Origin of the sequence: Nocardiopsis halotolerans DSM 44410 (genome assembly GCF_000341065.1) — a bacterium.
Classification (GTDB): Bacteria; Actinomycetota; Actinomycetes; order Streptosporangiales; family Streptosporangiaceae; genus Nocardiopsis; species Nocardiopsis halotolerans.
The window spans coordinates 1-5092 of record NZ_ANAX01000308.1 but is presented as its reverse complement, the minus strand read 5'-3'; the positions used below and the strand labels follow the sequence as shown (position 1 = coordinate 5092).

The following is a 5092-nucleotide window of genomic DNA, read 5'->3' as shown; positions in this document are numbered from 1 at the left end:
GAAACCGCGTGAACCGACCCCCGGCGGAACCATTGATGCGCCATGCGAGCCGCGCAACCACCTTCCTGATGGTCATCCTGGCCCTGTGCACGGCGCTGACCGCGTGCTCCACATCCGAGCCCGAAGCCAAACCCGAACCCGAGCGGGGAGGCTTCCCGCCAGGCTACGTCTCCCAATCATGGGTAGAACGGGAAGTCATGTTGCACATCCTCGACCGCATGCTCATCGAGAACGAACCAGCGGAAGACGTCGAGGCCATCACCGAAAGTCCAAACACCCTCTTCGAGGCACACATCCTCAAAGAAGGCGAGGACAGGTACTTCGTCGAGTTCGACAAGGACGCATGGGCGGGCGACGAGGTCGGCGGCACCACGATGATCGACAGATCCCTGAACGGCGCCATCAACTTCGAGGAGGTCACGTGGTGCGGTGAGCCCGTTGGCGGCGAGGAGATCGTCGACACCTACATGGACGAGTTCTGGGACACCCTCGACTCCCACGAGGACTACACGGCCAGCATCGCCGACTACGTCGACTGCGGAGACGGCCACCCGTGACCGCGCTTGAACCCCGAAGCCGCGTGAACCGATCCCCGGCGGAACCATTGATGCGCCATGCGAGCCGCGCACCTGCCTCTCTGACAGCCATCCTGGCCCTGTGCACGGCACTGACCGCGTGCTCCACGAACGAAACCGAATCCGCACCTGAGCCCGACACGGGAGGCTTCCCGCCAGGCTACGTCTCCGAATTCTGGGTCGAACGGGAAGTCATGCTACACATCCTCGACCGCATGCTCATCGAGAACGAACCAGCGGAAGACGTCGAGGCCATCACCGGAAGTCAGAACACACTCTTCGAAGCCCAGGTTCTCAAAGAGGACGAAGACAGATACTTCGTCGAGTTCGACAAAGATGAATGGACGACCGACAAGGCCGGTGGGCTCTTCGCGGTCGACAGGGCCCTGTTCGACGCCACCGACTTCGAAGAGGTCACGTGGTGCGGCGAACCAGTCGGCGGGCGCGAGCTCGTCGACACCTACATGGACGAGTTCTGGGACACCCTCGACTCCCACGAGGACTACACGGCCAGCATCGCCGACTACGTCGACTGCGGAGACGGCCACCCGTGACCGTGGCGCGCGGCCACGTGTCGGCGCGAACCCACGGGGGAACACCGGAAACGTGGGGTCCGCATCCCTCTCCGGGACGGGCTCTCCTCGCGGGAAGGGGCCGGTGCGACGACCTCGCACCGACCCCTGATCAGACTCCGACCCCCTAGCCCCAGGCCAGGGCGGTCAGCTCCGGGTCCTCCAGCGCCGTGCCGATGTCACGGAGCACCTTGGACCCCAGCTCCCCGTCGACCAACCGGTGGTCGAAGGACAGCGACAGGGTCGTCACCTTGCGGACCTTCAGCTCACCCTTGTGCACCCAGGGCATGTCCCGGATCTGCCCGAAGGCCAGGATCGCGGCCTCACCCGGGTTGATGATCGGGGTACCCGCGTCCACGCCGAACACGCCGACGTTGGTGATGGTGATGGTGCCGCCGGACATGTCCGCTGGACTGGTCTTCCCGGCCCGCGCCGTCTCCGTCAGCCGCTTCAGCCCAGCCGCGAGTTCCGGCAGGGTCATGGCGTCGGCGTCCTTGACGTTGGGCACCACCAGGCCGCGCTCGGTGGCCGCCGCGATCCCCAGGTTCACGTAGTTCTTGACCACGATCTCCTGGTTGTCCTCGTCCCAGGAGGCGTTGACCTCCGGGTGCCGCCGGACCGCCATGAGCAGGGCCTTGGCGACCAGCAGCAGCGGCGACACCCGCACGTCGGCGAAGTCGGGCCGCTCCCGCAGGCGCGCGACGGCCTTCATCGTCTTCGTCACGTCCACCTGGAGGAACTCAGTGACGTGCGGAGCGGTGAACGCGCTGTTGACCATCGCCGCGGCCGTGTGCTTGCGCACGCCCTTGACGGGCACGCGCCGCTCACGGGCGGTGCGGTCCACGGTGACCGCGGGCGCCGCCTCGGGGGCCTCGGGGGCCTCCGGAGCCTGGGCGGCCTCGGCCGCGGCCCGGACGTCCTCGCGGGTGACGATGCCGTTCTCGCCGGTGGGCGTGACCGACGCCAGGTCCACACCGAGGTCCCTGGCCATCTTGCGCACCGGCGGCTTGGCGAGCGGCCGACCCGACGTCGGCGCCGGTGCCGGTGCCGGCTCGGTCTCCTCCACCGCGGGCGTGTTGGCGGGCGCTGGTTCGCTGATCCTGGGCACGGGCGGCGACGCCGGAGCCGAGGGCGTGGGGCGACGGCGCGGTCGGCGCTGGGTGGCGGCCTTCCNCCGACCAGCGGCTTCTCCCGCTCCTCGGACTCCGCCTCGGCCCCCTCGGAGGAGCCACCGGCGGCGTCGGAGCCCCCGGAGCCGTCGTCCACGGTGATGATCACCGAGCCGACCTCCACCGTCTGGCCCTCCTCGGCCAGCAGCTCCCGTACCGTGCCCGCGAACGGGCTCGGCAGCTCGACGACCGCCTTGGCGGTCTCGATCTCGCAGATCATCTGGTTGACCTGGATCTCGTCGCCCGGCTTGACGTACCAGGTGAGGATCTCGGCCTCGACCAGGCCCTCCCCGACGTCGGGCAGCCGGAACGACTGGACACCGCCGACGGCGGGGTCGTTCTTGGAAATCGCCATGTTCTTCGGTTTCCCCGCTCCCCTAGTACGCGAACGCCCGGTCAACACCGTCCAGAACGCGGTCAAGGTCCGGAAGGTAGTGCTCTTCGAGACGAGACTGCGGATACGGCGTGTCGAACGCGGCAACACGGATCACCGGCGATTCCAGGTGGTAGAAGCACTCCTCGGTGACCCGCGCGGCGATCTCCGCGCCGGGGCCGCCGGTGAGGGTGGCCTCGTGGGCGACGACCAGACGCCCGGTCTTCCTCACCGACGCGAACAGGGTCGGGTAGTCCACCGGGGACAGCGAGCGCAGGTCGATGACCTCGATCGAGTGGTCGGTGTCGGCCTCGGCGGCCTGGAGGGCGGTCTTGACCATGGGCCCGTAGGCCAGCAGGGTCGCGTCCGTGCCGGGGCGGATCACGCGCGCGGCCCCCATGGGGGCGGCCTCCGCGATGGGTGCCCCGGTGTCGACCTCGGCCTTCTCGTAGTAGCGCCGCTTGGGCTCCAGGAAGACGACCGGGTCGTCGCTGCGCACCGCCTGCTGGATCATCCAGTAGGCGTCCTCGGGGTTGGCGACCGTCACCACGCGCAGACCGGCGGTGTGCGTGAAGTACGCCTCCGGGGACTCGCTGTGGTGCTCGACGGCGCCGATGCCGCCGCCGTAGGGGATGCGCATGACCACGGGCACGCTGAGCTTGCCCGCCGAGCGGCGGCGCATCTTGGCCAGCTGGGTGAAGGTCTGGTTCGTGGCGGGGAAGAAGAATCCGTCGAACTGGATCTCGACCACGGGGCGGTAGCCGCGCAGGGCCATGCCGATCGCGGTGCCCACGATGCCGGACTCGGCGAGCGGGGTGTCGATGACCCGGTCGGCCCCGAAGTCCTTGTGCAGGCCGTCGGTGACGCGGAAGACGCCGCCGAGCTTGCCGACGTCCTCGCCCATGACGAGGACCTTGGGGTCGTGCTCCATGGCGGCGCGCAGGCCGGCGTTGATGGCCTTGCCGATGGTGAGGTTGGTTCCCATGGCCTAGCGGCCCCCTTCCGCGCCTGCGACCTCGAAGGAGGCCAGGTACTCGGCGAACTCGGACCGCTGCTGGTCGATGTGGACGTTGGGCTCGGCGTACACCTCGTGGAAGATGTCGAGGGGTTCGGGATCGGGCAGGGAACGGCACTCGGTGCGCACCTGCTCGCCCAGCCTGTCGGCCTCGGCGTCGACGGAGGTGAAGAACTCCTCGTCGGCGTGGCCGCCGCGCTCCAGGTAACGGCGGACCCGCAGGATGGGGTCCTTGGCCTTCCACTCGTCCAACTCGGCCGACGCCCGGTAACGGGAGGGGTCGTCGTTGGTGGTGTGGGCGCCCATCCGGTAGGTGAACGCCTCGATGAGCATGGGGCCGTTGCCCTCACGGGCGTTGGCCAGGGCGGCGCGGGTCACGGCCAGGCAGGCCAGGACGTCGTTGCCGTCCACGCGCACGCCCGGGAAGCCGAATCCGGCGGCGCGGCGGTAGATGGGCACGCGGGCCTGGCGCTCCGGCGGCTCGGAGATCGCCCACTGGTTGTTCTGGCAGAAGAAGACCACCGGGGCGTTGTTGACCGAGGCGAAGTTGAACGCCTCGCTGGTGTCGCCCTGGCTGGTGGCCCCGTCGCCGAAGTAGGAGATGACGGCGGTGCCGTTCTCGCCGTCGCCGACGGCGCCGTCGCGCTGGACGCCCATGGCGTAGCCGGTGGCGTGCAGCGTCTGGCTGCCGATGACGATCGTGTACAGGTGGAAGCCCTGTTCGTGGGGGTCCCATCCGCCGTTGGTGACGCCGCGGAACATGCCGAGCAGTTCCTTGGGCTCGATGCCCCGGCACCAGGCGACACCGTGCTCGCGGTAGGAGGGGAACGCCATGTCGTTCGCACGCAGCGCGCGTCCCGAGCCGATCTGGGCGGCCTCCTGGCCGAGCAACGAGGCCCACAGGCCCAGTTCGCCCTGGCGTTGGAGGGAGACCGCCTCACTGTCGAACCGGCGTACCAGGACCAGGTCGCGGTAGAGGGCGCGGATCTCCTCCGCGCTGATGTCCAGGGGGTAGTCGGGGTGCCCCGTCAGTTCCCCTTCCGGTGTCAGGAGCTGGATGAGCTCCGGTTCGTCGTGCGCGGTGGTGTCCGACACGTTTCTCCCTCGGGTTTTCGGGGCCGACGTCGCGTGGGTGAACGCTGATCGGCCGGATCACGGTCCTCCGCCCTCCCGGGGTGGTGGGTGGGGGTGGACAGCCCTCCCCATATCGTGACAGACCTCACCCTGGAGCGCGCAAGCCCTCAGCGTCACCTTTTGGCTGCGCGCCCCATGATCCCTGACCGCGCGACAGGGCGATTACCAGGGCTTCCTAGCATCGGCGGGGACCTCGTGACCCGCCGTGTGCGCCGCGTGAACGCTGTGTGGAGGCCAGGCGGGCGGGCGAGCGA

The 5092-nt window shown here is 69.0% G+C and carries 4 protein-coding genes and 1 pseudogene; 2 read left to right on the top strand and 3 right to left on the bottom strand.

The genetic code is table 11. The features are described 5' to 3' along the window. Window positions 1–197: 197 nt before the first annotated feature. Both D455_RS0122720 and D455_RS0122715 read left to right on the top strand, forming a co-directional pair. Window positions 198–557 (top strand): hypothetical protein, encoded by a 360-nt coding sequence (locus D455_RS0122720; RefSeq protein ID WP_017572985.1) that lies wholly within the window; start codon window positions 198–200, stop codon window positions 555–557. A 212-nt stretch (window positions 558–769) separates the two neighbouring features. Then, complete coding sequence (locus D455_RS0122715) at window positions 770–1129, top strand: hypothetical protein (protein ID WP_017572984.1); 360 nt, start codon at window positions 770–772, stop codon at window positions 1127–1129. A gap of 145 nt (window positions 1130–1274) precedes the next feature. Here the strand turns inward: D455_RS0122715 and D455_RS31385 are convergent. The 3 genes and pseudogenes from D455_RS31385 to pdhA form a co-directional block, all read right to left on the bottom strand. Beyond that, window positions 1275–2671, bottom strand: a pseudogene (locus tag D455_RS31385) (dihydrolipoamide acetyltransferase family protein). 22 nt (window positions 2672–2693) lie between these two features. After that, window positions 2694–3674 carry an alpha-ketoacid dehydrogenase subunit beta gene (locus D455_RS0122705; RefSeq protein WP_017572982.1) on the bottom strand — a complete coding sequence of 327 codons (981 nt, stop codon included), beginning with the start codon at window positions 3672–3674 and terminating at the stop codon, window positions 2694–2696. 3 nt (window positions 3675–3677) lie between these two features. Next, the gene (gene pdhA / locus D455_RS0122700; protein ID WP_017572981.1) at window positions 3678–4799 is read right to left on the bottom strand and encodes a pyruvate dehydrogenase (acetyl-transferring) E1 component subunit alpha; all 1122 of its coding nucleotides are present in this window, start codon (window positions 4797–4799) and stop codon (window positions 3678–3680) included. Window positions 4800–5092: the final 293 nt, after the last annotated feature.